18 protein-coding genes are annotated in these 23,856 nt (G+C 56.2%); 9 read left to right on the forward strand and 9 right to left on the reverse strand.

Translation table 11 applies throughout. The features are described from left to right. Positions 1-46: 46 nt before the first annotated feature. Positions 47-1,591 carry a DHA2 family efflux MFS transporter permease subunit gene (locus GCU45_RS18380; protein ID WP_152399904.1) on the reverse strand — a complete coding sequence of 515 codons (1,545 nt, stop codon included), beginning with the start codon at positions 1,589-1,591 and terminating at the stop codon, positions 47-49. Positions 1,592-1,603: 12 nt separating this feature from the next. Beyond that, on the reverse strand, positions 1,604-2,239 hold the full coding sequence (locus tag GCU45_RS18385) for an HlyD family secretion protein (protein WP_116233405.1): 636 nt from the start codon (positions 2,237-2,239) through the stop codon (positions 1,604-1,606). A 178-nt stretch (positions 2,240-2,417) separates the two neighbouring features. On the opposite strand from GCU45_RS18385, the gene GCU45_RS18390 reads away from it, so the two are divergent. The 3 genes from GCU45_RS18390 to GCU45_RS18400 all read left to right on the forward strand — a co-directional run bounded on the left by GCU45_RS18390 (position 2,418) and on the right by GCU45_RS18400 (position 4,573). Continuing rightward, the gene (locus tag GCU45_RS18390; protein ID WP_076171918.1) at positions 2,418-2,966 is read left to right on the forward strand and encodes an NAD(P)H-dependent oxidoreductase; all 549 of its coding nucleotides are present in this window, start codon (positions 2,418-2,420) and stop codon (positions 2,964-2,966) included. A 10-nt stretch (positions 2,967-2,976) separates the two neighbouring features. Beyond that, positions 2,977-3,393, forward strand: coding sequence for a hypothetical protein (locus GCU45_RS18395; RefSeq protein ID WP_152399905.1), 417 nt, complete (start codon positions 2,977-2,979; stop codon positions 3,391-3,393). Positions 3,394-3,562: 169 nt separating this feature from the next. Beyond that, positions 3,563-4,573: an alpha/beta hydrolase gene (locus tag GCU45_RS18400; protein WP_152399906.1), complete on the forward strand. Its 1,011-nt coding sequence runs from the start codon at positions 3,563-3,565 to the stop codon at positions 4,571-4,573. A 186-nt stretch (positions 4,574-4,759) separates the two neighbouring features. Here the strand turns inward: GCU45_RS18400 and GCU45_RS18405 are convergent, their stop codons facing one another. The 3 genes from GCU45_RS18405 to GCU45_RS34035 are packed head-to-tail and all read right to left on the reverse strand — an operon-like array spanning position 4,760 to position 8,793. After that, positions 4,760-6,607 carry an ABC transporter ATP-binding protein gene (locus tag GCU45_RS18405; RefSeq protein ID WP_425281202.1) on the reverse strand — a complete coding sequence of 616 codons (1,848 nt, stop codon included), beginning with the start codon at positions 6,605-6,607 and terminating at the stop codon, positions 4,760-4,762. Next, entirely contained in the window at positions 6,591-8,336 is a 1,746-nt protein-coding gene (locus GCU45_RS18410; protein ID WP_152399907.1) for an ABC transporter ATP-binding protein, read from the reverse strand. The genes GCU45_RS18405 and GCU45_RS18410 overlap by 17 nt, the downstream gene beginning before the upstream one ends. A gap of 10 nt (positions 8,337-8,346) precedes the next feature. After that, positions 8,347-8,793 (reverse strand): hypothetical protein, encoded by a 447-nt coding sequence (locus GCU45_RS34035; RefSeq protein WP_208837058.1) that lies wholly within the window; start codon positions 8,791-8,793, stop codon positions 8,347-8,349. A 334-nt stretch (positions 8,794-9,127) separates the two neighbouring features. Between GCU45_RS34035 and GCU45_RS18420 the strand changes: the two genes are divergently transcribed. Next, on the forward strand, positions 9,128-10,198 hold the full coding sequence (locus tag GCU45_RS18420) for a LacI family DNA-binding transcriptional regulator (protein ID WP_076171904.1): 1,071 nt from the start codon (positions 9,128-9,130) through the stop codon (positions 10,196-10,198). Between the two features lie 187 nt (positions 10,199-10,385). On the opposite strand, the gene GCU45_RS18425 is transcribed toward GCU45_RS18420, so the two are convergent. Both GCU45_RS18425 and GCU45_RS18430 read right to left on the reverse strand, forming a co-directional pair. Then, positions 10,386-11,366, reverse strand: coding sequence for a glycoside hydrolase family 113 (locus GCU45_RS18425; RefSeq protein WP_152403191.1), 981 nt, complete (start codon positions 11,364-11,366; stop codon positions 10,386-10,388). 269 nt (positions 11,367-11,635) lie between these two features. Beyond that, positions 11,636-13,480: an LTA synthase family protein gene (locus GCU45_RS18430; protein WP_244364151.1), complete on the reverse strand. Its 1,845-nt coding sequence runs from the start codon at positions 13,478-13,480 to the stop codon at positions 11,636-11,638. A gap of 503 nt (positions 13,481-13,983) precedes the next feature. On the opposite strand from GCU45_RS18430, the gene GCU45_RS18435 reads away from it, so the two are divergent. The 3 genes from GCU45_RS18435 (at position 13,984) to GCU45_RS18445 (ending at position 19,820) form a co-directional block, all read left to right on the forward strand. Next, on the forward strand, positions 13,984-16,191 hold the full coding sequence (locus GCU45_RS18435) for a methyl-accepting chemotaxis protein (RefSeq protein WP_152399908.1): 2,208 nt from the start codon (positions 13,984-13,986) through the stop codon (positions 16,189-16,191). A 166-nt stretch (positions 16,192-16,357) separates the two neighbouring features. After that, positions 16,358-18,673: a helicase C-terminal domain-containing protein gene (locus GCU45_RS18440; protein WP_152399909.1), complete on the forward strand. Its 2,316-nt coding sequence runs from the start codon at positions 16,358-16,360 to the stop codon at positions 18,671-18,673. A 172-nt stretch (positions 18,674-18,845) separates the two neighbouring features. Continuing rightward, positions 18,846-19,820 (forward strand): Gfo/Idh/MocA family protein, encoded by a 975-nt coding sequence (locus GCU45_RS18445; protein ID WP_152399910.1) that lies wholly within the window; start codon positions 18,846-18,848, stop codon positions 19,818-19,820. A 4-nt stretch (positions 19,821-19,824) separates the two neighbouring features. Here the strand turns inward: GCU45_RS18445 and GCU45_RS18450 are convergent, their stop codons facing one another. Then, on the reverse strand, positions 19,825-20,499 hold the full coding sequence (locus tag GCU45_RS18450; protein WP_076171896.1) for a CidB/LrgB family autolysis modulator: 675 nt from the start codon (positions 20,497-20,499) through the stop codon (positions 19,825-19,827). Then, positions 20,499-20,870, reverse strand: coding sequence for a CidA/LrgA family protein (locus GCU45_RS18455; protein ID WP_089549661.1), 372 nt, complete (start codon positions 20,868-20,870; stop codon positions 20,499-20,501). The genes GCU45_RS18450 and GCU45_RS18455 overlap by 1 nt, the downstream gene beginning before the upstream one ends. Positions 20,871-21,267: 397 nt before the next feature. Here GCU45_RS18455 and cidR point away from each other — a divergent pair, with 397 nt between their 5' ends. Together cidR and GCU45_RS18465 are read left to right on the forward strand one after the other, a co-directional pair. Further along, positions 21,268-22,161: a cidABC operon transcriptional activator CidR gene (cidR, locus tag GCU45_RS18460; protein WP_152399911.1), complete on the forward strand. Its 894-nt coding sequence runs from the start codon at positions 21,268-21,270 to the stop codon at positions 22,159-22,161. A gap of 278 nt (positions 22,162-22,439) precedes the next feature. Beyond that, complete coding sequence (locus GCU45_RS18465) at positions 22,440-23,810, forward strand: MATE family efflux transporter (RefSeq protein ID WP_152399912.1); 1,371 nt, start codon at positions 22,440-22,442, stop codon at positions 23,808-23,810. Positions 23,811-23,856 lie beyond the last annotated feature (46 nt).

The following is a 23,856-nucleotide window of genomic DNA, read 5'->3' on the forward strand; positions in this document are numbered from 1 at the left end:
CGGGATAGCGGCTTTGTACATGGTGCTGTGCTTTGGGTCTAGAAGCTTAGGGCTGCTTGGCCGGGCTGCCGGACCGTTTGCCTTTGCGCGCCCGGCGCAGGAAGAGGGAAAAGAACAAGGCGGCGATGGCGAACCAGGTCGCCACGATAAAGGCGTCGTTGATGCCGTTGATGCTTGCATTCGACGACACCAGCCCCAGCACCGACTGCAGTGCCAGCGATACGCCGGTCTCGGCGGGAACCCCTGCGGTGGTGGCAACCTCCTGCCCAAGTGCGGCGATATCCTGCATGATGAACGGATTGTCTTCGTTGTAGAGCGTGGACGATTCCGCGATGTGAAAAGTGGTCCGCGTCGACATCACCGTCACCAGCAGCGCGGTCCCGATCGACCCGGCCACCTGCCGCATCGTATTGGACATCGCGGTTCCGTGGCTTCCGAGGTAGTAGGGAAGCTGGTTGAGTCCCTCGGTTTGCACCGACATCATGATCAGCGACATGCCGAAGCTGCGAATCGTATAGAGTATCATCAGATGAGAATACGTCGTGGTGTCGGTTAGCCGGCTGAACTCAAATGTCATGACCGCAGTGATGAGCAGCCCGATAATGGCCAGGGGCCGTGCGCCGATTTTATCGAAAATCGCCCCCGAGATCGGGGACATAATCCCCATCAGGATCGCCCCTGGCAGAAGGAGCAGGCCGGACTGGAGCGGGGTGAACCCGCGGATATTTTGCAGGTAAATCGGAAGCAGCAGCATCGCTCCGAACATCGTCATGTTGACGAGGCCGCCAACGACCGTCGAAACCGAGAAGATGTCGTACTTAAACACGCGGAAATCGAGCATCGGCGATTCCATGTTCAGCTCGCGCACGATAAACAGGATGATAAATATGGCGCCAACAATCAGCGAGCCAAGCACCGTAAAGCTGGTCCAGCCCTTGTCTCCGGCGGAACTGAACCCGTACAGCAGGATCCCGAAGCCCAGGGTAGAGAAGACGACGCCCCAGAAGTCGAATTTCGGTTTGGTCAGGCGGTTGATGTTTTTCAGCCACTTCAGAGCGAACAGAATATCAAGAACGGCCAGTGGAATGACCATGAAAAACAGGATCCGCCACGTATAGTGCTCCACGATCCATCCCGATAACGTCGGTCCGATCGCCGGTGCGAACATCATGGCAATCCCCATCATGCCCATCGCGGTTCCGCGTTTTTCGGGCGGGAAAACCGTCAGGAACACGTTCATCACGACGGGCATAATGATCCCCGCCCCGCTGGCCTGTACAACGCGGCCGAACAGCATCAGCGGAAAGTTGGTGCTGACGGCGCAGAGCACCGCACCGATGGTGAATAGGCTCATGGCCGTAATAAAGAGCACCCGGGTCCCGTAGGACTCAATCAGAAAAGCCGTGACCGGAACGAGCACGCCGTTCACCAGCATGTAGGCGGTGGACAGCCACTGCACCGTCGTTGCGGACACGTTGAAATCGTTCATCAGGTGGGGGATCGCCACGTTCAGCAGTGTCTGGTTCAGGATGGAGACGAACGCCCCGAGCATGAGTACCGTCAACGTCCGCCCCAAGTGTATATTTTCCATTAGACAAGCCCCCTAAATATGGATTCGGACAGTCGCATTCATGCCTGGAACGAGCCCGAGGCCTTTATATCCTTCAATGGTTACGACGATAGGGATGACTTGCGTCACTTTGGTGTAGTTGGCGTTGGAATTAGTCGTTGGAAACAGCGAAAACGTAGACGCGGTGGCCAGTCCGATTTGATCGATCTTGCCAGTTAGCGTTGTATCCGGAAAAGCATCAACATAGACGTCGACGGTTTGGCCGACCTTGATTTTATCCAGCTTGGTTTCTTCAATATTGGCTGTAACCCACAGGTTGTTCAGGTTGAAGGCTCTTGCCAGCGAAGTTCCTGGGGATACAAAAGAATTGGGAACCGCTGTTTGCTGAACGATGGTGGAGTTCACAGGGAACGTAATATCGACCCGGGTACCTCCGGAAGTTACGCTTCCTACGACATCGCCGGAATTGTAATATTTACCGACAGATCCGTTCCAGGTCGTAAGCTTGCCGGCCGCTGGTGCGGTGATGGATACCCCTTGTCCGGTGACTTGAGCATTGTCGGTTTTAATGTAATTGGACGTCTGGTTGTAGTAATAAATGGCCGCGCCGCCCAGGACGAGCACAATGATGACGACTACAACGTTGACCAGCAGTGCACGCGAATTCATAAAAGCACGATCCCTCCTAAAGTTGCTTCCTAGTTATCGATTGAAAACAGATATCCAAGAGCATCTCCTAATTGCCCCATTCATATTCAGCAGAGGAATTTCCCGGATCACCGGTAGGATAAAGGAACGCTGCCCTGGGGATAAATAAGAAATCCAGTTGATGAAAGGGGAGTTATACATGAAAGTGTACGTGGTTTACGACAGCGAAAACGGCCACACGGAAGCTTTGGCCCGTTCCGTATGGGAAGGGGCTAAGGGCGTGGACGGAGCTGAGGCAGAGATCGCTCACGTCAATGAAGCGGACATTTATAAACTTGAGGATATGGACGCCATCGTATGGGGGTGTCCGGGGCATTTTGGAACCATCAGCTCAGGACTCAAAAATTGGATTGACCGGCTCGGCTACCTGTGGGCGCAGGGCAAACTGGTCAACAAAGTAGGGGCCGTATTCTGCACGACAGCAACCGTGCATGGAGGGGTGGAATCCACCATGATCAACCTGCTGACGCCGATGCTTCACAACGGCATGATCGTTGTCGGTCTTCCCGGAAACATACCGGAGAATGCCCTGTACGGATCGTATTACGGCGTAGGTGTAACGTGTCCCGTGGAGCTTTCGGATGACGATCCCAAAAACCTGCCCGGCGAAAACGACCTCGCCCTGGGCCGAGCATTAGGCAAGCGCGTAGCCGAATTGGCCGGACGATTCTCCTCGGCAGCAAGGTAAGGTACAGGCTATGATTATCGCCTTTATCGTTCTGGCTGTCCTCGCCCTGGTTTTTCTTTTTATTTACAATGCCCGGATGTCCAAGAAAACGGCGAAAAAAAAGGATGCTCAGGAATCCGTCCAAAACAACCCAGAGGCGGCGGAGCCAGCCGCTCATCTTGATCCTGTGAAGGCGGCGGAACCGCCGCCGGCAACCACCGGACCGGTGGCCTCTGAACCGGTAAGAAGACCCGAGCCGGTGCCGGTGACAACCCGGAGGCCGCAGGCTGCGGAGCAGCAGGGCGACCGGGCTTACCGCGATGCTCTCCGGCAGTTCGCCGGAGGCACGCCGGCCAAGGAAGAGGAGCCGCCGGCGCCAAAGCCGGACTACAGCACGGACAACGCCTACCGGGAAGCGCTGCGGTCGATGGCGAAGAATAAGAAGTAGCACGATCCTGCAGCACAGCGAACAGCCGCTTTCGGTGATGGACCGAAGGGGCTGTTTTTTGCGTGACCGGGAGAAACGGACGCAGAACCGCCATTGTATGCCGTGCTGCGGAATGTTATTTTATACATATCCAATAATCGCCTAAGACCGGGAGGGAAAGTTCACCATCATGTTCACCGCCGTATGGGTCGCCATCATTTGCCTGGCCGTGATCGTTTTGCTGCTGGCCGCGGCAAGTGCTTATTTTTATAATGTGGGCATCAAGCGCAGCACGAAGGAGTTTTTGGAAGCCGATCCGGCGCTGGTCAAAGAAGAGCACCCCTGGGAGCTTGAGGAGGAGTGGCTCCGCAGCCAGCCCGTTGAAACGTTGGAGCTGACGTCCTCGGACGGAACTGCCCTCAAAGGATATTTCATCCCCGCAGCCACGACTGCCCGCCAAACCGCCATCGTCGTGCACGGCTATTCCAGCCAGGGCCGGGAAATGGGGGCTTTTGCTAAGCTGTACCATGAGATGGGCATGAACGTCCTGATGCCGGATAACCGGGGACACGGCCAAAGCGGAGGGAATTACATCGGGTTTGGCTGGCCGGACCGCAGAGATATTATGAGGTGGATCGGCACGGTCATTGACCGCAGCGGACCCGGGGCGGAAATCATACTGCACGGCGTATCCATGGGCGGAGCAACGGTGCTGATGGTAAGCGGGGAGGAGCTCCCGGGTCAGGTGAAGTGCATCGTATCGGACTGTGCCTACACGTCAGTGCGTGACATTTTGACCCATCAGCTCAAGCAGATGTATAAGCTCCCGCCATTTCCGCTGCTGCCGGCAACCAGCCTGATGTGCAAGCTTCGGGCAGGATACTCCTTCGGAGAAGCCTCAGCGTTGAAGCAGGTCGCCCGGACGAAGCTCCCGATTCTGTTTATTCACGGGGACCGCGATACCTTTGTCCCATACGCGATGCTGCACCGTCTTGTAGATGCCGCGGCAGGGGATAAGGAAGTCTATGTGGTTCAGGGGGCTTCGCATGCGAACGCTTATTTTGTGGACAAAAAAGAGTACGAACGCAGGATACGCCAATTTATTGGGCGTTATATCCGGTTAGGGGAGGGGACGGAAGAGGAGATGATTCCCGAACCGGAGCCGCGGGCTGTTCTGACCCTGTGGAGGGTTAAATCCTGACCTGACAATATCGTTCACCAAAAAACTCCGGAAGCACTCATAATGGCATCCGGAGTTTTATTTAAGAGATCAGAAAGTATAAATTTCGGAGCTTTTGCTTCCTGATCTCGCAAGAAAAACTTCCTTTAGACGCGGTCTGTCTTCTTTGAAGGTACGTCGATAGACGTTTTTCTTATACCCAATAAGTTATATCGCCCGCTGAAACTGGCTGGTATACAAGTCATAATAAAAACCTTTGGCTTCCAGCAGCTGATGGTGGTTCCCCTGTTCGGCAATGCGTCCGCCGTGGATGAACAGAATCCGGTCCGCATCCTGAATCGTGCTCAGCCTGTGGGCGATGACAAAGCTGGTCCGTCCCTTCATGAGCGTCTGCATCGCTTCCTGGACATGCATTTCGGTCCGGGTATCGACGCTGCTGGTGGCTTCGTCCAGTATGAGGATGGCCGGATCGGCGAGAATCGCCCGGGCGATGGTCAGCAGCTGGCGCTGGCCGTGGCTCAGATTGCTGCCCTCGGCGGCCAGGATTGTATCATACCCGTCCGGCAAACGGGATATAAAGCGGTCGGCATTCGCCAGCCTGGCGGCATGCTCCACTTCGGCATCGGTCGCATCTAACCGTCCGAACCGGATGTTTTCACGAATGCTGCCGGAAAAGACGTAGGCGTCCTGGAGGACGATCCCCACCTTGCTCCGCAGGCTGTCTTTATCCATATGGCGGATGCTCACCCCGTCGATGCAAATGTCGCCTTGGTCGATCTCGTAGAACCGGGTCAGCAGGTTGATGATCGTCGTTTTGCCTGCACCCGTAGGCCCGACGAGGGCGATCATCTGGCCGGGCTCGGCGGTAAAGGATACGTCCTGCAGCACAGGCATTCCCGGTTTATAGCTGAAAGTTACATTCCGGAATTCGACGCTGCCCTCCACCTCTCCAAGCTCCGCGACGGCCCGCTTGTGGTCTTCTGTATACTCGGTGTCGAGGTCGAAAATCTCAAACACGCGCTCGGCCCCCGCAATGGCGGACTGCATCAGGTTGAACTGGTTGGCCAGTTCGGTGATCGGCCGGCCGAACTGCTTGGAGTAGTTCAGAAAGCTGACGACGATGCCGACGGAGGTGTGCCCTTGCAACACCATCCAGCCGCCGGCTGCCGCGATCAGGGCGAAGCTGAGGTTGTTCACCATGTTCATGACCGGCCCGACCATGCCGGAGGCGATCTGCGCGCGGATGCCAACCTGATTCAGCTTGTGGTTGATCTTCTGGAACTGCTCGACCGCGACAGGCTCCCGCCGGAACAGCTTGACGATTTTTTGCCCGCTGACGGTCTCCTCGATAAAGCCGTTGAGCTCGCCGAGATGCTGCTGCTGGGCTTTGAACAGCTTTCGGGTCAGCCGCGTGATTTGGCGGGTTGCCACGAGCACGAGCGGAATGCTGATGAGGCTGACGAGCGTAAGGGGCAGGTTGAGCCTCAGCATGATGACCAGCGATCCGGCCAGCGTAATGATACTGTTCAAGAGCTGCGTTACGCTCTGGTTCAGCGTGTTCGACACGTTCTCGATGTCATTGGTCGTGCGGCTCATCAGCTCTCCGGTCGGATGGGTATCGAAAAAGCGCAGCGGCAGCTGCTGGTATTTATCGAACAGATCCTGGCGGAGGGCTAAGACGGTGCGCTGGGAAACGGCCGTCATGACGTACACCTGAATCCAGGAAACGACGCTGCCCAGTGCATAGATGCCGATCATCAGCAGGCAGAGAGACCAGAAGCCGTCATGCTCTTTCGGCATAATGAAGCGGTCGATCGCTTTGCCGAGCAGGAAAGGGCCGATCAGGGAAATGACCGCGCTGAGAATGGTCGTAACGTATACGATAATCAACCCGAATCGCTGGCGGCTCAAATAGGCCCACAGTCTTCTGAGGGTAGCACCAGCCTGCTTGGGTTTGGCTTTCTGCATGACCATGTTTCGGCCGGGTCCATGGCCCATCATGGGAGGGCCTCCGCGGCCGGCTTCAGCGCCGGCGGGTTTAGTTGGTTGCGGCATGCGTATCTTCCTCCTTCCGCTGCGAACGGTAAATATCCTGATAGATCGCGCTGGTCCGCAGCAGTTCTTCATGGGTCCCACGGGCGGCAATGGAGCCGTTCTCCAGCACCAGAATCTGGTCGGCCTCCATGACCGAGCTGATCCGCTGCGCGATGATGATGTTGGTGCTGCGGTTCATCAGCTCCTTCAGCGCCGCCTGGATGCGCGATTCCGTGCCAACGTCGACCGCACTCGTGCTGTCGTCCAGGATGAGGATCCGCGGCTTAACGAGCAGCGCGCGGGCGATCGACAGCCGCTGCTTCTGCCCGCCGGACAGGTTGATGCCTTTTTGCCCGATCACGGTCTCATAGCCGTCCGGCATCTGCATGATAAAATCGTGGGCCTGGGCGGCCTTGGCCGCCACGGTCACTTCCTCCAGCGGAGCGCCGGGCCGGCCGTAACGGATGTTATCCAGCACCGTACCGCTGAACAGCACGGATTGCTGCAGCGTCATGCCCACCATCCCGCGCAGGATGTCCAGCGGGATGTCGCGGACATCCGTGCCGCCGATGAGCACGCGGCCGCCGGTGGGGTCATAGAGCCGCGGGATCAGGTGCACGAGTGAGGATTTGCCGGATCCGGTAACGCCGAGAATGGCGGTCGTCTGTCCCGGTTTGGCTGTAAAGCTGATCCCGCTGAGCACCGGATCGGCATGCGGATGCTCCCCGTAACCGAAAGATACATTCTCGAAAACAACGTCCGCGGCCTCCGGTTCCTTGGCCTGGGCGCCGGTGGGATCGACAATGTCCGGCTGTGCGTCAAACACTTCCTGCACCCGAGCCGCGGAGACTCTAGCCCGGGAGATGAAGGTCAGCATGTTGCTTACCATCAGCATGGCGAACAGGAGCTGTGTCACGTAATTGATATAAGCGATTAAATCGCCAGCGGGAAGGGATCCGCCGCGGGTAAGGGCGCCTCCGTACCAGAGCACCGCCACGATGCTCAAATTCAGGATCAGCGTCATGACCGGCATGTTCAGCCCCAAGAGCCGGTTGGCCGAGATGGCCTCCTTCGTGTATTCGCCGTTAGCGCCGGCAAAGCGCTTGCGTTCATAGCCTGCGCGGACGAAGGCCTTGACGACCCGAATGCCGGCGAGGTTCTCCTGCAGGACGCCGTTCACCTGGTCGAGCATCGACTGAACCCGGCCGAACAGCGGAAAAGACTTCCGGATCAGCAGCACCAGAAAGACGACCAGGACAGGGATCGATACCGCCAGGACCAGCGTCAGCCGGGGGCTGATCCAGAGGGCCATGATGAGGCTGCCGAGGAACAGCAGCGGGGAGCGGATGCTCCGCAGGATCATCTGGACCACCGTCTGCAGCTGAACGACGTCATTCGTCAACCGGGTGATGAGCGATCCGGTCTTCAGCTCGTCCAGATTGCGGAAGGAAAAGGTTTGTATTTTCCGGAACAGATGGTCCCGGAGATCGGTGCCGAAATGCTGAGAGGCATAAGTTGAAAAGATGGTGCACCCCACGCCGCCAAGCAGGCCGACTACGGCAACCCCAATCATCAGAAGACCCGTTCGCTCGATGTATGCAAGGTCGCCGGGGACAACTCCTTTATTAACGATGTTCGCCATCAGCGCTGGCTGCAGCAGGTCCATGGATACCTCAAGCAGCATCAGCAGCGGAGCCAGCAGGGCCGACACCTTATATGGGCGAAGGTAGGATATCATCAGTTTCCACATGCGCGGGACCTCACTTGGTATCAGAATCGGCTGCCTGCGCCTGGCCTCCCGGCGAAGAACCCGGGGCTCCGCCGTCCCCCGTTTCGCGCAGCTCGAACGTATGGATGTACTCCTGGATCAACTGGTCAACGGCTTTCAACTCACCGGTAATGACCTGCTGGATCGGCTGGAACTCGGGCTGGCTCAGCTGCTGCATCAGCGTGCTGCGCATGACCTGCATACGCTCCAGAAACATCAGCACGCGGCCGCGCCGAAACGTCTGGGCGCTCTGAAAGCTCCGGCCGCCCTCGTCCTCGCTGTGATGCTCCCTTTTGCCGCGCCGGCCGTGGTCGTGGTGCCCGTGTCCGCGGCCCCCGCTGCGCCGATCGCCTCGCTCCCATCGGCCGCCCTCCAGTATCCGGGGATCAGCAGCTAATTCCGGCTGCCGGCCTGCCTCGTTGTTCATATCTTCTTTCATTGACGTCACTCCTTAGAATTAGTGGATGTGTATACGTGTATTACCGTTTGTATACAAATGTATACGATTGTGTAATGGGAGTCAATTCTTTTTACCCTAAATCTGGAAAAGTCCGGCTTTCTCTGTTCTTCGTTATCGTCTCTATATAATGCCGGCGCCCATTTTGTTATAATGTTGTTGATTCTGCAGACTAACAAACATGGTTCCAGAAACGGCTGTATCCGGACCCGGAGCACAACCGGTGTCGTAACCGCCTTGAAAGCGGCACGCCCGATGCAGCCCTTTACGATATTCGTAACATGAATGACAGTTTATTTGAGGTGAAATAGAGACGATGGCCAAAAAGATTACGATGCAGCAAATCGCCGACCACCTGGGCGTATCGAAATTCGTTGTATCCAAGGCGCTGTCCGGCAAGGGCGGAGTCAATGAAATGACTCGGGAACGGGTAATTCAGGCGGCTTCCCAGCTCGGGTATTTTTCGCAAAAGAAAGCCTATATGAGAAGCCCCCGCACGGAACCCAACACGCTTAAGCGCAGCGGTGCCAAGCATTCCGTGATCGTCCTGATGCCCAATATCCGTTTTCAGAACAGGGAATCGCTGTACTGGGGCAAGATTATGGAGGGGATTTCGATCAGCCTCGAGGAACGGGGACTGGGCATGGTGATCATCTCTGAGCAGAACGTGGACAACTTTGTCAGTCTCCTGAATCCGGAAGGGATTCTCGGACTCATTGGGGTCGGGGAAATTTCCACGCCGCTGCTGCTGGAGGTGCACCGGATGGGGCTGCCGATCGTGCTGGTCGACATGGAGGATCCGCTCATTCCGTCCGACACGGTCTTTGCGAACAATATGGATGTGATGGCCCGGCTGACGACCCACCTGATCGGCATCGGCCATCAGCGGCTGCAGTTCATCGGAAACGACCGGTATTCGCGCAGCTTCCGGGACCGCTCCATCGGGTACCGGACGGCGCTGGATGAGCAGGGGCTGCCGAGCCAGGAAGGGCTGGTCATTCCGCTTCCCGATTTGGAGAACGGCAGCTTCGAGCCCGAGATCCGGTCGTGGATCTCGCGGAAAATCAAATCCAAATCGCTGCCGACCGCACTGGTCTGCGCCAACGACGCGATTGCGCTGACGGCCCGGGATATCCTGATCGAGCTTGGCGTGCGGGTTCCGGAGGAGGTGTCGGTCTCCGGATTCGACAATATCGCCGATGCGGCCAAGGGCAGTCCGTCCCTGACGACCGTCCATGTTCCGAAGGAGGCGATGGGCCGCCGGGCTGTCGAGAAGCTGCTCGAACGAATGGACAAGGCGGATACGCCTCTGGAAAAGATCCTGCTCGCTGGCGATATCGTCTACCGCGATTCCACGGCGCCGGCGCCGGATGGCTCCGGGAGCTGACATCACGGCAGGTACGATACAATCTCAGCCGACCATAACAAAAAGCATCCCGCCCAACAGGCAGGATGCTTTTTATCGATAAAGGAAGTTTCGAAGTTTCCGGAGAGTGCACAAGGTTGCGATATGTGCGGGCTGAAAGAGCTGAAAAATCGCGAGGTTCTGTCTTCCTGTGCGCCCTTTAGATCGCTTACGGCTGGGCAGGCAGTCCACTGAGCTCGCGGGTTTGTGCCGTGTAATGATCGTGGATGAGGCGCTCCGCCTTTTTTGCATAAGGGCAGTAATCATCATTCCCGGCGGCGTCCCCTGGTGCATACAGTGCTGCCGGCCAGTCCCACAGCATAAATCCTCCCACCCATGAACGGCTGGCGCAGGCTTCAAACATCCGCTCATAATAAGCGGCTTGTTCGTCCTCGTTTGGATCTCCGGGCAGTCCCCAGTCGTTTGGAATCCGGCTCGATCCGGTCCGGCTGGGACATCCCGCCTCCATAAAGAAGAAGGGCTTGCCGTACCGGCGGACGACCGGCTCAATGCGGTCCAGCTGCTCTTCCCAGCTATCGATCGGGTAATAGCCGCTGGATGAAATGACATCCACTGCATCCCACCAAGCCACCTGGCCTTCCTGATATTTATCGCAGTTATAGGTAACGATGCCGGAGTATACTTGCCGAACCTGGCGGATGAGCTCGCGCCATTCCCGTTCCCTTCGGTCGGTCTGCACCATCTCGCACCCGATGCACAGCATTTCGCAGCCGGTTTCCTCGGCCATAGCCGCATAGTGCAGCATAAACCGGGTATAAGAGTCAAACCACTCGGACCATTTCGGTTCACAAGGCACGTCAATATCGAAAAAGTTGATATGGGCCCGCCAGGTTCCGTCGGCGCAGTTGACGACCGGTTTCAGGCAGACGCGCAAGCCGAGACGCTTGGCGGAGGCAATCGCATGGCGAACCTCTTCATCCGTTACAGTCGGCTCTTCCGCAAAGTGGATTTCCGTCGAATGGGCCGTATCCTGCAGGGCCGCAAAGGTGACGGCCGTCCAGTTCACGCCGAGGTGTTTTACCATTTCCTCCATCGAATGTCCGGCCTCAGGCGTGTTCCATGTTCCCCGGATGCCGGTCCATCCCCAGGTCATGCCGCCGATATATCCTCCCAGCAAGTTATTGCGCATTAAATTCACCGTGTGCACCTCTTCTTGTGTTATTTTGTTAGCAAATTTCGTTATTTAGTTATGATAACTTTATGTATTTGTTATAAACAAAATACGCCTGAAGATCAAGTGTGCGGCAGAAAAAATATGATGATTATAGGTTGTCTGCCCGTGTTGGTGTGGGGATGGGTTGTGTGAAAAGTAGATAACACATTGATAACAACGGCAAAAAAATAAAAGCCCTGCCCGTAAATTGTACAGGCAAGGCTTGATATGCATAAGGCCATTCTCTATTTAAGCGGCTGCTGATTCACGTAGCTGTCGGACAGGTTCAGGAGCTTAAGCGCCCGGTTATATTCATCTTCGGTGGTCCCGCCGTCCACCGAGGTCCGGCCGCTCAGCGGGTACTGCGCTCCATCCTCGTATCCGGCTCCCGACACGAAGAGCGCATTACCGGTCAGGAAGGAACCGGTCGGCAAATAATACCGCTCCGGAATCAGATTGGAGCTCTGATTTAAGAGGTCCTGCCCGAAATGAATATGGTCTTTGACGGAAACGCCCGTCAGATTGGCGACCGTCGGCAGGATGTCGACCTGTCCGCCCACCGTGTTGTTCACTTCCGGATGTTTGATCGAGCCGCCGGCCAGAATCAGCGGAATGTTAATCATATCTGAATAGGAATATTCATGTCCGTAAATTTCCTTCATCAATTCTTTATCATCACGATCCAGGGAGTACAGCGGCAGTCCCATGTGATCCCCGTAGATGACGATGAGGCTGTCGTCCCAGAGGCCGTTAGTCTTCAGTTCATCGATAAACTGGCCCAGCGCATAATCCGCATAATTCTGGGCGCGGATATAATCCCCGACGAACGTACCCTCGTACCGCTCTGGCAGCTGCATGTGGTATTTTCTCTCCGGAATCGTAAACGGATGATGCGCCGACATCGAGATGACCTGGGCATAGAACGGTTTGTCTTCCTGGTCCATTTCCTTCATTTTCGCGGCAGTCTTCTTATACAGCACTTCATCCGATGGGCCGAAGAAGAAGGAGTCTTCGTCACCGAAGAAAGACTTGTCGTAATAATGCTGGAAGCCAAGGGACGAATACAGCTCCCCGCGGTTCCAGAACTCTACGTCGTTCGTATGGAAGGTCGTGGTCGCGTAACCGTTGCTCTCCATCAGCCTCGGCAGGCTCGGCAGCTTCTTGTCGACATAGTTCTGCGTGGCTGCCCCGCTCGGCGGAACATAGAACGAGGTGTTCACAACGAATTCGGCATCCGATGTATTGCCTTGGCCGACCATTTGGTTGAAATTCGGGAAGTAGTACTGCTCTTTGGCCAGCTTGTTCATATTAGGCGTAATTTCCTGGCCGTCGATCTTCAGGTTGATCAGGAAATTCTGAAACGATTCCAGCTGGATAATGATCACGTTCTTGCCTTTGGCATCCCCGAAATGCTGCGGATGATCGATTTTCTTGATGCCTTTGAGCTCATCGATCGAGGCCTGGGTAATGCTGTTCAGCGGAACGATGTCCTCTTTCTTCTTGGAGAAAATCGTATACGCTTCATAATTCAAAATGCCCATTTGCTGGGCTTTTTTGATCTCGTTCATGCTGGCCCGGTTCGGAACGATATTAAACAGGCAGATCACCAGGGACAGGATGAACAGCGCGGTAACGACGCTTCGGCGGGCCCGGCGGCTGGTCTGATCCTTCCATTGCCGCGCTTTACGGCCGCGCACCATGATGACAAAGATTACGATGATGTCGACGTAGATCAGCAAATAGTAAGGGTCCATCAGCGAAAAGACACTGTTGCGGACGGCCGTAACCTGGTTGACCTGCTCAAGGGCATGATAAGTCGCGATGACGCCATAATATTTGAAGTACATAATGACGGCGAAAAAGATCGTGGTCAGCAGCAGGTTGGCGATGACATAAGCGCCGAATTTCCGCTTGCCGGCAAACCACTCAATCAGACAGAACACGAGCCAAATAAACGGAATTTCGGTAATGATGGGCTTCCAGGGCATCAGGTCATTAAACGTAACGGCCCATGCCAAATACCCCTTTAAAAGTAAAAGAATGGTGAATAAGACAAACGGTTTTCGCAGAAATCCACGAAGTGAAGACACGTTACCAACTTCCTTCCTTTAAATGACGGGCTGACTGGCTGATCTAAGCCGGGCAGCTGAGTATATCGCGCGCGAAAAGGTGGATGATTGCGCATAAAATTGAATATCCTGCGGTTGCTTGAGCCCTTTTGTCGCATGGAATCGAGGGCAATAGGTTTATTATGCCTTCGGCTCAGAAAGATGTCAAAAGGCGAATCCTTGTCATTTCTAGTTATCATTTACCATATTGGGAAGTAAATGAACCGCTTCCGCCGCTCCTCTGAACCATTCTTTGAAAACGTCCGGAATTCCGATCCGCCCGGGTACGGCGGGCTGAGCCGTAACACCACGACACCCCGATAAACATTGCGGTGCACTGCTTATTTCCCACCGGTCAATAACCCCCTAAAAACTGTAAAATATTGTGTTGAACCGGGCCTGTATTTTAGGTAAAATGTGCGAAAACCATATTGTGTTAAATAAGTTAACGCATAATGTAATGTTCTATGAAGGGGTTGAGGGGGATGTTTGACTGGCTTGGCTTTAAAACAGGTCGACCGCTCTGGTGGTCGTACCGGTTAAACCGTCATTTGAAAGAGGATATCGAAACCATTTTTGAGGGAATCGCCCAGAATCGTATACAAATATTAGAGAGCTGGGTTACGGAGTATTGGTCCCATTTGGAGCGTTTGAGCATACAGCTTGGCCCAAACTTCGGCCACATCGTCCAGGATCCTGCCGGGGCCGCTGCATTGGAGCCGATGTTCGCTTCCTATATGAAGAGAGGTGCCGATTTCTCGGAGATTTTCCTGATTCGTGACGACATGAAGGTGGTGTACTCCACCCATCCGTCCCGAATCGGGGCAAGCTGCAGTGGGGAGGGCCTGATCACGCCGGGTCTGAAGTATTCGCTGCAGGGGAGTCCTTGCCTGTTCGGTCCCTATTCCGACCCGGCCACCTTAGAGATCGGCCCAAGCACTTCAGCGTTTCACGACGCGATGACGCTGATGTTTATTCTGCCGGTTATGGAGGATGGCGTATGGAAAGGGGCACTGTGCGGCCGGGTTCCAAACGATGTCCTGGGCGACTTGATCCAACGGGAGCAGGGGCATGTATATCCCGATTCGGGTGATAACTACATTTTCATGGCCAAGCCGGGACTGAACAAGAACATTGCACCCGGAACGGCGCTGTCGCGGAGCCGCTTCGAGGACTTTACCTTTACGCACGGCGATAACCTGAAAGAAGGGGTTCGGACCGACTACGGGACGGTTCAGGTAAAGAACCATACCGAGCTGGAGCTGGTGTTCAAGGACCCGGCCACAGGAGAACTGCATCCAGGGGTGGCGAACACGATACGGAACGGAAGCAATCTGTTTGTGGAGTTTCCGGGATATTCGGACTACCGGCACATTCCGGTGATCGGTAAAGGGGTTACTTTTCAGCTTCCGCATTGCCCGGACGTATGGGGGATGATGTGTGAAGGGGATTTGGAGGAAGTGTACCGCTTCCGGAGCTTCGGTTGGAAGATGAAGAAAATGCATCTGATGACAGGCCTGGCGGGCGTGGTGCTGAACGGTCTTCTATTCGGCCTGCTGGCCTGGAGTCTGCCTCCTGCCACGGGGCTGATCGTGGTTCTGGCGGCAAACCTGCTGTTCGGCTGGATCGCGGTCTCCTTTCTTGAACGCAGGGGGACGCGGCGGACGGCGGAGCATTTTCGCAGCCTGAGCCGGTTCATCCGAATCAATGCCGAAGGCAAAGGGGATTTGACGCAGCGGTTGGACCTGCGGGAATTTGCGGATGACGAGGCCAAGGAGCTCGGCAAATGGGTAAACAGCATGATCGATGCCCTGGAAGGCATCATGCTGCAGGTTAAGCAGGCGGCGCAGGACGTTCAGGACAGCCAGCATGTGCAGCATGCGACAGCCCAGTCGACCGCCAGCTCCACGGAACGGGTAAGCGGGAAGGTTCACAGCATGATCCGCGGCATCCGCGGCCAGTTGAAGGATATTGACGTGGCCAAGGACGTGTCGGTGGAGATGAGCGTTACCCTGCGGGAAATCGAAGAGGCGGCCGCTCAGCAAATTGCGGTGGCGCAAAGCGAAGTGCAGCATATCGGCGACAAGATGAAGCAAATTCAGGACAAGGTGGAGGAGAGCCACCGGACCATTCGGACGTTTATGGAAACGACGCGGGATATTGCCGGCCTGCTGACGGCCATCGAGAACATTTCCAAGCAGACCAATCTGTTATCGCTGAACGCGTCAATTGAAGCGGCGAGGGCGGGCGAGCACGGGCAAGGCTTCTCGGTAGTGGCGGGGGAAATCCGCAAGCTGGCCGAGCTTACCCGGCATTCCACCGAGCAGATTCAGCGGACGCTGCGGCAGATCGGCGGGCAGGTGGAACTGGCATTTGCCTCCATGGACGAAGGCAGCCAGGCGGTGGAGGAGGGCACGAAAATCGTCGCTTCGGCCTCTGAAATGCTGGGACAGGCTGGCAGCCAGGACAGCCTCAAGACCAAGATGGTCGGTGAAGTGGTGGGCATCATGGAAAAGGTAGCCGCCGTCAGCATCGAAAACCGCAGCATTTCGGCAGAGGTGGAAGGCACCCTGCAGGAGCTGCAGGAGGACATGCAGCATGTCCGCGGCACATCGGAAAATGTGGAGTCCATCACCGGATCGCTGCTTCAGCTTGTCAACCAGTTCCGCCTGACCGAGACGCGGAGAAGATAGCAGGAAGACGGTGGCGCCGTGTGACCTGACGCTGCCTGATGAGTTCATTAGACAAAGCTCGTGCCCCTTTATCAGGGCGGCACGGGCTTTTTTTAGTGGATAGCGAATTGGGACTGCCTGCTCCAGTTATGGTATGATAGGAAAAACAAGGGGAACGGGTGATCCTATGTCTGAAGAAAACCGGGAGCGGGCGGAGGTTCGGATATCGGTCCGGCCGCTGGTGGAATATGCTTTCTCAAGCGGGGATATCGATTCCGGATTCCGGTCGGCCACCGCCATGGTTGAAGGCACACGAATTCACCAGCAGGTGCAGAAAACTTACGGGGAAGGCGACCAGAAGGAGGTGTTCCTGAAGCGGGAAATCCCGTTCGGGGACCTGACTTATGTCATCGAAGGAAGATGCGACGGCCTGATCCAAACGGATGACGGCTGGATGATCGATGAGATCAAATCGACAGCTGCGAGCCTGGATGCGATGGAGGGGGACGGAAAGCTGGTTCACTGGGCACAGGCACAAGTTTACGCCTATATTTATGCCATGGACCACGGCCTGAACCGGATGACGGTGCAGCTCACCTACGTCGAGACGCATACCGGCACGGAGCGCCGTTTCCGGCGGATGTTGACCCTGGCGGAGCTCGAAGCCTTTGTGATGGGGGTGCTGGAGGTCTATACCCCGTATGCCGCGCTCCGGCTGGAAAATGCGCGCCTCCGGGATGAGAGCATCCGCGCGCTGCCGTTCCCGTTCGACACTTACCGGGAAGGGCAGCGCAAGCTGGCGGGAGCGGTCTATCAGGCGGTGAAGGAGAAGCGGAAGCTGTTTGCCAAGGCCCCGACGGGAATCGGCAAGACGATGTCCACGCTGTTCCCGTCCGTGAAGGCGATCGGGGAGGGGTTGCTTGGGCAGATCTTTTATTTGACGGCCAAGACGATCACCCGAACGGCCGCTGAGCAGGCCTTTGCGCTGATGCAGGCCAAAGGGCTGCGGATGCAGACGGTGACGATTACGGCCAAGGACAAAGTCTGCTTTCAGGAGGAGACGGTCTGCCGGAAGGACGCCTGCCCGTTTGCGGACGGCTACTATGACCGGGTTAACGGGGCGATTCTGGACATGCTGTCCCAGGAAACGGTGATGGACCGCGCCGTCATTGAGCGTTACGCGCGCAAGCATCAGGTATGTCCCTTTGAGTTTTCGCTGGACGCGGCCTACGCAGCGGATGCGGTCATTTGCGACTATAATTACATCTTTGATCCGCGGGTTTCGTTCAAGCGGCTGCCTGAGGAACAAAAGAGGCAGACGGTCCTTCTAGTGGACGAAGCCCATAACCTCGTTGATCGGGGCCGGGACATGTTCTCGGCTGAGATCGGCAAGGCGACATTTCTCGAGCTGAAGCGCGGATACAAGGGCGTGGATGCCGGGGTTCAGAAGGCGGCGGATGCGGTCAATAAATTTTTTATCGAGCTGAAAAAGGAAATGGGCGAAGTCCGCCAGAAGCAGTGGCAGGAACAGCCTCGGGAACTGGGTGAGCGGCTGGAGCTGTTCATAGCCGAAGCCGAGCGGGAGCTGCTGGCGCCCAAAGGGGACCCCGGGCTGCAGGAGCAGCTGCTGGATGCCTATTTTGCGTCGCAGCATTATAACCGGATCGCCAAGCTGTATGACGAACGCTTTCTGACGTATGCCGAGATTCACGGCGGCGACTGTGTGCTGAAGCTGTTCTGCATGGATCCGTCCTACCTGCTCGCCCAGGCGGGAAAAGGCTTCCGCTCGACCGTGTTCTTCTCGGCCACTCTGTCTCCGCTGTCCTACTACAGGGACATGCTGGGCGCCGGCGAGGAGGACTACAGCTTGTCCGTGCCGTCGCCGTTCAGCCGGGAGCAGCTGGATGTGCGCATCGAGCCGCTGTCCACCAGGTACCGGGACCGGGACGACACCCGGGACGCGCTGGTGAAGCTGCTGCATAGCCTCATATCGGAGCGCAAAGCGAATTACATGGTCTTTTTCCCGTCGTACCAATATATGCGTATGGTGGTCGAGCCTTTTGCAGAGCTGCACCCGGAGGTTGGCATCATCGTGCAGGATACCGGAATGGCCGAGGAGGAACGGGAGCGGTTCCTCGCGGCGTTCCAGGCGGACAATGCGGATACGCTCGTCGGCTTCGCCGTGCTCGGGGGCATTTTCTCCGAAGGAATCGACCTGCAGGGGGACCGTCTGGGAGGCGTCGTCGTGGTCGGCGTGGGCCTGCCGCAGCTCGGTTTTGAACGGAACCTGATTCGGGATTACTTCAATGAAAACGGGAAAAGCGGCTATGATTACGCCTATGTGTTCCCGGGGATGAACAAGGTGCTGCAGGCCGGAGGGCGGCTGATCCGCTCCGAGCAGGATACGGGCGTGCTGGTGCTGGTCGACGATCGTTTTCTCCAGCGGCACTATCAGGGGCTGCTCCCGGATGAGTGGAAGGGATTCACCGTCGGGAGGCCTTAGACGGGCGCGCTCGGCACAGCAAGTGGTGAGCCAGGCAGCTTGGTCTCGTCGGAATTTGGTTCCGCGAACGGGATGGATACGAGGGCGTGCGATGCGTTCCCAACAAATCGTAGCCAAACGGGACGGCCCCCGGTATAGTGGAGAAAACAGGATAAAGGTGGGATCGCGCAGGATGACACTTCGTATCGGATTGATCGGAACCGGATGGTTCAGCGGCGTACATGCCGACAACTTGGCGGCGATGGATGGAGTAAAGCTGACGGCGGTTTGTGGTACAAGCCTGGAGAAAGCAGACCGGATGGCGCGGCGTTACGGCGCCGAGGGGTATGTGGATCTGGATGCCATGCTGGACGCGGGGCCGCTCGACGCGGTATATATCTGCGTGCCGCCGATGGCACACGGCGAAATCGAAATGAAGCTGATTGAGCGCGGTATTCCGTTTTTGGTGGAAAAACCGCTTGGGCTCGACACCAGCTTGCCGGAACAAATTTTGGCCCGGGTCCGCGAGACGGGGCTGTTGACGTCGGTGGGGTACCATTTCCGCTACCAGCACAATGCGGCGCGGCTGAAGGAGGAGCTGTCGAACCATACGACCGGCATGGTGCTGGGGCGGTGGATGGACAGCATGCCGGGCGTGTCCTGGTGGAGACGGCAAAGCGGCTCCGGCGGGCAGTTCATCGAGCAGACGACGCATATGGTCGACATGCTCCGGTATACGGCCGGCGAAGTGGAAGAAGTGTATGCGCTTTACGGGGACCGGGTCAAGCAGAGCCAGGTGGACGGGGTGGAAGTTGCCGACGTGGGAACGGTCGCGCTCCGCCTGGCGAGCGGCGTGGTAGCGAACATCTCCAACACATGCGTCCTGCCGGAAGGTGGCGGTCTGAGCCAGACGGGACTGACATTCTATACGGACCGGGGGATCGTCGATTGGAACCCGCAGCGGCTGCAGCTGGCGGCGCCCGGCGTCACGACAGAATATGCGGAGCAGGGGAGCCCCTATGTACGCGAAACGGAAGCGTTTCTCCATGCGCTGCGCACCGGAGACCGCTCCCGTATTCTTTCAAGCTATGAGGATGCCTGCCGGACGCAGGCCGTGACTTGTGCCGCGTTGGTCTCGGCATCTACCGGCAAGCCGGTCCGCCTCTAACTCCTTACCACATCAGCATGAGCAGCGGCGCCGCGCCGAGCGTGAACAGGGCGGCCAGAATCATCGAGACGCTGGAGATCGCTCCGCTCATCGAGCTGAAGCCGAAGGCCAAGGACGTCCCCGTCCCGTGGGCGCTCGTGCCGAGCAGCACGCCGCGGGCGATTTCGTTCTCGATCCGCAGGAGGCGCAGAATCATCGGCCCGAGCACGGAGCCGAGCAAGCCGGTCATAATGACGAAGACCGCCGTAATGTTCGGCACCCCGCCGATGACCTGCGATACGTTCATGGCGATCGGCGTCGTGATCGAGCGGGGGATCAGGCTGGTCACCAATGAAGTGTCCAGCTTCAGCCCTTTGGCGAGCACCGCCGAAGAGATCATAGCCATGAAGGAACCGGTAAGCACGCTGACGACGATTTCGACGGCGTGCTTTTTGAGTACTTTGAAGTTTTTATAGAGCGGCACCGCAAAGGCGACCGTTGCAGGCTGGAGCATATCGCTCAGCCATTTCCCGCCGGCATTGTAATGTTCATAGGGAATATGCGTGCACAGCAGGAAAATAATAATGATGCAGGGCGTCACCAGCAGCGGCGACAGATACACTTTGGGATACCGCTTATACAATCGTTTGGCTGCCATGTAGATCACGAGGGTTAGCAGCAGACAGATGAGACCGATCATCATGACACCTTCCGTTCTTTATGTTTGGCAATGCGTGCGGCGGTCAAGCCGGAGCTGGCCATGACCACGACCGTGCTGAAAATAACGACGAGCAGGATTCGCACCCCGTCGCTCTCCAGCATCGCAAAATATTTCATCACCCCGACGGCGGCCGGGATAAAGAAGAGCAGGAGCTCGGCGAGCAGCCAGTTCGCTCCGACTTCGATCCATTCGAGCTTGACGACGCCGGATTCGAGCAAAAGAAACAACACGATGATTCCGAGAATGCTGCCCGGCACCGGCAGATGCAGCAGACCGGCCAGCTGGTTCATCGCATATGAAAACAGCATTAAAACGGCGACCTGAAAGGTCCCTTTGACGGCATGCTTCATCAATTGTTTTCGCCTTCCTTTCATTTATAATGAAAATTTTACAGCATTCATTTTCATAGGTAAAATGCATATATCGAATGGATATCATTCCATTTGGCTATGGCGAAAGGATGACGTATAGTTGAAATATTGAAATGGATGGTAGGGCAAGTACGTAAAATGTCCCTACGATCACTCTTGTTTTCGGATTTCTTGATTGTATTGAACCCACGTGAGGTAGAAATCCGAAAGCCAAGGTATATGCTTCCGATGTCAGCTTTCCTTTGGAAAGCTTTTAGACCGCTTCGCTTCTTCGGAATCATTTTTCTCCCTTGCTTGCATCGTATTCTTTAATTCAACTTATATGGATCCACCGCAGGCCACGTGGACTCCATACTTAAGGGAAGGAGAACGACGTATGGACATCCGCCAATTGCAGTATTTTATGGAGGTCGCCCGGCTGCAGAGTTTTACGAAGGCGGCGGAATCGCTCTATATCACGCAGCCGTCGATCAGCAAAACGATCCGCAACATTGAGGAGGAGCTGGGCGTCACCCTGTTTGACCGTTCGGGCAAAAAGGTGGTGCTGACCGATGCCGGCCGGATTATTTACGAGCAGGCCCAGCCGATCGTGAAGTCGTTCCAGAGCTTGTCCTCCGAGCTCGGCGATTTGAAAAATCTGAAGAAGGGCCATATCCGCCTCGGCCTGCCGCCGATGGTCGGATCGAGCTTTTTCCCTGAGGTGATCGGGCAGTTTCATCAGAAATACCCGCAGGTGACGATGCAAATCTTTGAGGACGGCGCCAAGAAGGTGGAGGTCGACGTAGAAAGCGGTTTGCTCGACATTGGCGTCGTGGTGCTGCCGACCGACGACTCGCTGTTCCACTCGTTTTCGTTCGTCCGGGAAAACCTGATGCTGCTGGTGCACCCGTCTCACCGTCTTGCGCATCGCGAGTGCGCCAGTCTTGCCGATCTGGCGGAAGAGAACTTCGTGCTGTTCCGGGAGGACTTTGCGCTGCATGACCGGATCATTACGGAATGCGTCAAGGTCGGCTTCCAGCCGCATATCGTCTACGAAAGCTCCCAATGGGACTTGATCAGCGGCATGGTCGCCGCCAATTTGGGCATCGCCCTGCTGCCGGAAACGATCTGCCGGGAAATCAACCGGGAGCGGATCCGGATTATGCCGCTGGTGGAACCGGTTATTCCGTGGCAGCTGGGGATGATCTGGCGCAGGGACCGTTACCTGTCCTATGCCGCGCGGGAATGGATCGCGTTTACGCAGGGGAAATTGATGGAGGACAGGGGGTAACCGGGCAGACTGGAACGCATTATTTTAATGAGGTTACAAGAAAAAAATACATTAAACCCACACCCTCTCAGACCTCTTATTTTTTGCTTTTAAAGCGTTTTTGGTTCAGACATGTATCTCCTCATTATTTTTATATTCTACAACCCTTAAACGGCCGTATAGATGCCTTAAAACTCGTGTTTTCATGCGATTTCAGTCTGATATAATGAAAGATGGAAATGCGCATTTCTACGGAAACTACGAGCGAAAAGGACTGATTTACAATCAACCATGATGAAATGAGCAGCCGGTTTGCCGCGGGGAGCATCCCCAAGCTGCTGTTGTCTCTTGCACTTCCGGCGATTGCGGCTCAAATCGTCAACGCGCTGTACAATGTCGTCGACCGGATGCTGATCGGCAGGATGCCGGGAGGTGGTACCTTTGCATTAACCGGACTGGGCATCGCCTTCCCGCTGATCATGACCATCTCGGCGTTTGCGGCCCTCATCGGCCTTGGCGGCGCTCCGCTGGCCTCCATGAAGCTGGGGGAAGGGAAACCCAAGGAAGCGGAGAAGCTGCTGGGCAGCTGCTGCCTGATGCTCCTGCTCGTCTCGGGAGTGCTGACGGCGGTGCTGCTGTGTTTTCACCGTCCCCTGTTGATCGCCTTCGGAGCGAGCGGTAAAACACTACCCTATGCCAGTGATTATATGGGCATCTATTTGCTGGGGACGGTCAGCGTGCTGATGTCCCTTGGGCTGAATTCTTTTATTTCCATTCAGGGTTTTGCCAAAACGGCAATGGCCACGGTCTGTGCCGGAGCCGTGCTGAACGCCATCCTGGCACCCCTTTTTATATTTCCGATGCATATGGGAGTCCGCGGGGCCGCCTTGGCAACCGTCATTTCCCAGACTGCGTCTGCTATATGGGTGCTGTCGTTTCTTACATCCAGGCGCAGCCACCTCCGCCTTCGGCTCCGGAACCTGCGGGTGAACCCCCGGATGGCGTGCCGCATCCTTGCGCTGGGGCTGTCCCCTTTTATCATGCAGTCGACGGAAAGCCTGATCCAGATCGTGTTTAATATTTCCCTTGCACGGTATGGCGGCGATTTGTATGTGGGCGCAATCAGCATTCTGACCAGCCTCATGCAGCTGTTTTCCCTGCCTTTATCCAGCTTTGCGCAGGGAGCGCAGCCGGTCATCGGCTACAATTATGGATCGGGAGACTATGCAAGGGTGAAGGCAGCAATCCGGTTTTGTACGGCCGTTTGCGGTGTCCTCGGCATCGTGATGTGGGCGGTGGCGGTGTTCTTGCCGCGGTTTCCCGTCATGATTTTCACGGATCAGGCTGAGTTGATTGCGCTGACGGAAAGGCTGATGCCGGTCTTTTTTCTGGGGACATGCATTTACGGCATTCAGCTGGCGCTGCAGCAGATGTTTCTTGCGCTTGGGCAGGCTAAGGTGTCCATCTTTATTGCCGTTCTGCGTAAAATTATTTTGCTGATTCCTTTGGTTTTTGTGCTGCCGGAGTTCATATCGCCCAAAGCCGATGCCGTCATTATGGCCGAGCCGATTGCAGATGCCTGCGCGGCGGTCACCTGCTGCATATTGTTTGCGGCGACGGTCAAACGTCTGCTGCGGAATCCTGATCTTGCAAGCACAGCGGATTCATGAACAAAATATTGTTAGACTTTATTAGATATGTTTTAATTGACATATA

The organism is Paenibacillus cellulositrophicus, assembly GCF_009363095.1.
GTDB classification, from domain to species: Bacteria; Bacillota; Bacilli; order Paenibacillales; family Paenibacillaceae; genus Paenibacillus_AQ; species Paenibacillus_AQ favisporus.

Excerpts from the sequence above, each read along its gene's own strand:
- GCU45_RS18380 (WP_152399904.1), bottom strand. The coding sequence starts at position 1,591 with ATGGAAAATATACACTTGGGGCGGACGTTGACGGTACTCATGCTCGGG.
- GCU45_RS18385 (WP_116233405.1), bottom strand. The coding sequence starts at position 2,239 with ATGAATTCGCGTGCACTGCTGGTCAACGTTGTAGTCGTCATCATTGTG.
- GCU45_RS18390 (WP_076171918.1), top strand. The coding sequence starts at position 2,418 with ATGAAAGTGTACGTGGTTTACGACAGCGAAAACGGCCACACGGAAGCT.
- GCU45_RS18395 (WP_152399905.1), top strand. The coding sequence starts at position 2,977 with ATGATTATCGCCTTTATCGTTCTGGCTGTCCTCGCCCTGGTTTTTCTT.
- GCU45_RS18400 (WP_152399906.1), top strand. The coding sequence starts at position 3,563 with ATGTTCACCGCCGTATGGGTCGCCATCATTTGCCTGGCCGTGATCGTT.
- GCU45_RS18405 (WP_425281202.1), bottom strand. The coding sequence starts at position 6,607 with ATGCCGCAACCAACTAAACCCGCCGGCGCTGAAGCCGGCCGCGGAGGC.
- GCU45_RS18410 (WP_152399907.1), bottom strand. The coding sequence starts at position 8,336 with ATGTGGAAACTGATGATATCCTACCTTCGCCCATATAAGGTGTCGGCC.
- GCU45_RS34035 (WP_208837058.1), bottom strand. The coding sequence starts at position 8,793 with ATGAAAGAAGATATGAACAACGAGGCAGGCCGGCAGCCGGAATTAGCT.
- GCU45_RS18420 (WP_076171904.1), top strand. The coding sequence starts at position 9,128 with ATGGCCAAAAAGATTACGATGCAGCAAATCGCCGACCACCTGGGCGTA.
- GCU45_RS18425 (WP_152403191.1), bottom strand. The coding sequence starts at position 11,366 with ATGCGCAATAACTTGCTGGGAGGATATATCGGCGGCATGACCTGGGGA.
- GCU45_RS18435 (WP_152399908.1), top strand. The coding sequence starts at position 13,984 with ATGTTTGACTGGCTTGGCTTTAAAACAGGTCGACCGCTCTGGTGGTCG.
- GCU45_RS18440 (WP_152399909.1), top strand. The coding sequence starts at position 16,358 with ATGTCTGAAGAAAACCGGGAGCGGGCGGAGGTTCGGATATCGGTCCGG.
- GCU45_RS18445 (WP_152399910.1), top strand. The coding sequence starts at position 18,846 with ATGACACTTCGTATCGGATTGATCGGAACCGGATGGTTCAGCGGCGTA.
- GCU45_RS18450 (WP_076171896.1), bottom strand. The coding sequence starts at position 20,499 with ATGATCGGTCTCATCTGTCTGCTGCTAACCCTCGTGATCTACATGGCA.
- GCU45_RS18455 (WP_089549661.1), bottom strand. The coding sequence starts at position 20,870 with ATGAAGCATGCCGTCAAAGGGACCTTTCAGGTCGCCGTTTTAATGCTG.
- cidR (WP_152399911.1), top strand. The coding sequence starts at position 21,268 with ATGGACATCCGCCAATTGCAGTATTTTATGGAGGTCGCCCGGCTGCAG.
- GCU45_RS18465 (WP_152399912.1), top strand. The coding sequence starts at position 22,440 with ATGAGCAGCCGGTTTGCCGCGGGGAGCATCCCCAAGCTGCTGTTGTCT.